Below are 3,086 nucleotides of genomic sequence, written 5' to 3'. Positions count from 1 at the left end.
ATACGGTATTTGTAAAAAAATAACAACCTAAAACTAGGTTGTCGTAAATTGTTTATTGCGTTGCTTCTTCTTCGCTAACGACTTCAATATGACCTGCCGCAATTTCTTCTAGCGCCTTGCCAACAAACTTTTTCGATACAGGTTTTTCAATCGTTAAATCATTTTTTACTTGCAGTTGGCGCGCGCGTTTTGCCGCAACCGTTACGAGCGTATATTTGGAATCTAGTTTCGTCATAAGTAAATCAATCGAAGGATATAACATGTCACTCAGCCTCCAACATCTTTTTATATCGTTGTGCGACGCGTTCACGCCGGCAATGTTCTGCCACGACAATTGCTTTAATGCGTTCACAAGCAAGCTCGACTTTGTCGTTTTCGACGACGTAATCGTACGCATCCATCATTTCTAATTCTTCTTTTGCCGCCTTTAAACGATCGCGAATAAGCTCTTCTGATTCCGTTCCGCGCGTCTCAATTCGCTTTCGCAATTCGCTTAAACTTGGCGGGGCTAAGAAAATAAAGAGCGCCTCTGGGAACACTTTGCGAACTTGCATCGCTCCTTGCACTTCAATTTCTAAAAAGACGTCTTTTCCTTCTTGTAACGTCTTTTCTACGTACTCAATTGGCGTACCGTAATAATTGCCAACATATTCTGCCCATTCTAGCAACTCATTGTTGCGAATCATGTGTTCAAACTGTTCGCGCGTTTTGAAAAAGTAATCGACACCGTCCACTTCGCCTTCGCGCGGCTGGCGCGTTGTGACGGAAATGGAATATTGCAATTGAATATCTGGCTGCGAAAATAACGCTTTTCGTACCGTTCCTTTCCCAACGCCAGACGGTCCCGATAAAACGATTAATAATCCTCGTTCTTTCACGTTTATCCCTACCCTTCTATCATAAACAAACTACTCCACATTTTGCACTTGTTCTTTAATTTTTTCAAGGGCGCTTTTCATTTCAACGACTTCCGAAGCAATATGGCGGTCATTCGCTTTCGAACCGATCGTATTCATTTCGCGATTCAGTTCTTGGACGAGAAAGTCAAGCTTGCGCCCGACAGCCCCACCTTGTGAGACGATGCGACGAAACTGTTCAATATGGCTATATATGCGTTTTAATTCTTCATGAATATCGACTTTTTCCGCAAACAAAGCGACTTCCATCAACAGCCGTTGCTCATCTACAACACCTTGCACAAATTCTTGCATTCGTTTATGTATGCGATCGCGATAAGAAGCGACGACCGTTGGCGCGAGCTGTTCAATGCGACGGGCACCTTGTTCAATCGTTTCAAGTTGCGCAAGCAGATCGGCTAAAAGCGCTTTTCCTTCCCGTTCGCGCATATGCTTCAGCTGTTCGACCGCTTCTTTTGTCGCTTGTAAAAGCAAAGAGAGAAGCGTATCGTTTTCGAGCGGTTGCTCTGTCATTTCGACCGCACCTGATAGCATATGTACAACATCTCGAAGCGATACATCGTCCGTCAAGTGAAACCGACTGCGCACATCGGTCAGCAGACGATAATACGCATCGACAAGTTGCCAATCGACATGAACGGTCCGTTCAACAAGTTGTTCTCCTTCGATGGTAATCAATACTTCAATACGTCCACGTGCAATATGTTCTGTAATGACTCTTTTTATTTTATCTTCAAACATCATCCACTGTCTAGGCATGCGGATCGAAATTTCGCAAAAACGGTGGTTAACCGATTTCATTTCCACCGTGACGCTTATGTTTTCATTTTCTTTTTTTGCCCGACCAAACCCTGTCATGCTGACGATCATATTCTCACATCCATCGTACATATGAAATAAAAGAAGGTAATAGATGAGCTCCATTACCTTCCCCTATTATAGCATATATCACTATATAGCGAAAACATTTCATGCACGTCTGCGCGCAAATAATGAGCCGGCCAATAAAAATGTTGGAATGGACGATAACCCAACAATAAGCAACCAATCCGTTAGCGGGAGCGAAACGGTATGGAAAATCGGCTGAAGCGGTGGATAATAAATGACAATAAGCAACAACAACAGCGACGACAACACGGCGAACACTAAATACATATTTTCAAACGGATTGCGGTGAAACACGGACCGTTCGCTTCGGCAATCGAAAACGTGAATAAGTTGGGCAAGTACAAGCGTCGCGAAGGCGACGGTTTGCGCATACGTCAAATCTTCAGGATGACGCGTATGCACGACGAGAAAAGCAAGAAGTGTCACGATGCCGATTAAAAACCCACGGCTAACAATTTTCCAACCGAGCCCGCGCGCAAAGACGCCCTCTTTCGGATGGCGCGGCGGTCGTTTCATGACGTTATCTTCCGCAGGATCTAAGCCGAGCGCCATCGCCGGCAGCCCATCGGTCACGAGATTGACCCATAAAATTTGAATCGGAACGAGCGGAAGGGGAAGCGCTAAAATCATCGCAAACAACATAACTAAAATTTCACCGACGTTTGATGCAAGCAAGTAGCGAATAAATTTACGAATATTTTCATAAATGTTTCGCCCTTCTTCAATCGCTGCTTTAATCGTCGCGAAGTTATCATCTAACAGCACGAGCGATGCTACTTCTTTTGATACGTCCGTTCCGGTCACGCCCATCGTGATGCCGATGTTCGCTGTTTTAATTGCCGGGGCATCGTTAACACCATCGCCTGTCATCGCGACGATATGCCCTCGTTTTTGCAACGCTTGCACAATTTTTAATTTATGTTCTGGTGATACGCGAGCAAAGACGTACACATCTTCAACGACGTCTTCTAGTTCATCGACAGACAACGTCGATAACGTTTTGCCGTCCATCACTTTTCCATTTGGCGGCAACATGTGAAGCTGCTGGGCGATCGCTTTCGCGGTTAAAATGTGGTCGCCTGTAATCATCACCGTTTTAATGCCCGCTTTTTTACATTCCGCAATCGCTTGTTTCACTTCTTTTCGCGGCGGATCGATCATTCCTTGTAAGCCGACAAACGTTAAATCGCTCTCTGCTTTCGTTTCATCGTTCACCTTTTCTGTAGGTGAAAGCGGCCGATATGCGATCGCGATCGTCCGCAACGCTTCCGATGCAAGCAT

Annotated in this window: 4 protein-coding genes; all 4 read right to left on the bottom strand. The window is 45.1% G+C overall.

All coding sequences use genetic code 11. From position 1 onward, the window contains the following. Window positions 1-52: 52 nt before the first annotated feature. Window positions 53-262 carry a DNA-directed RNA polymerase subunit omega gene (rpoZ, locus tag V7Z64_RS12680; RefSeq protein ID WP_003395016.1) on the bottom strand — a complete coding sequence of 70 codons (210 nt, stop codon included), beginning with the start codon at window positions 260-262 and terminating at the stop codon, window positions 53-55. A 1-nt stretch (window position 263) separates the two neighbouring features. After that, window positions 264-878, bottom strand: coding sequence for a guanylate kinase (gene gmk / locus V7Z64_RS12675; protein WP_003395019.1), 615 nt, complete (start codon window positions 876-878; stop codon window positions 264-266). Window positions 879-908: 30 nt separating this feature from the next. Beyond that, window positions 909-1,787 (bottom strand): YicC/YloC family endoribonuclease, encoded by an 879-nt coding sequence (locus V7Z64_RS12670; RefSeq protein WP_297989099.1) that lies wholly within the window; start codon window positions 1,785-1,787, stop codon window positions 909-911. A 99-nt stretch (window positions 1,788-1,886) separates the two neighbouring features. Continuing rightward, window positions 1,887-3,086 (bottom strand): cation-translocating P-type ATPase (locus V7Z64_RS12665; protein ID WP_334110637.1); only part of this gene is annotated, 1,200 nt, incomplete at its 5' end.

This window comes from Anoxybacillus sp., from assembly GCF_036834105.1.
Lineage (GTDB): Bacteria > Bacillota > Bacilli > Bacillales > Anoxybacillaceae > Anoxybacillus.
The sequence above is the reverse complement of the archived record's forward strand: the minus strand, read 5'-3'. Positions and strand labels throughout refer to the sequence as shown.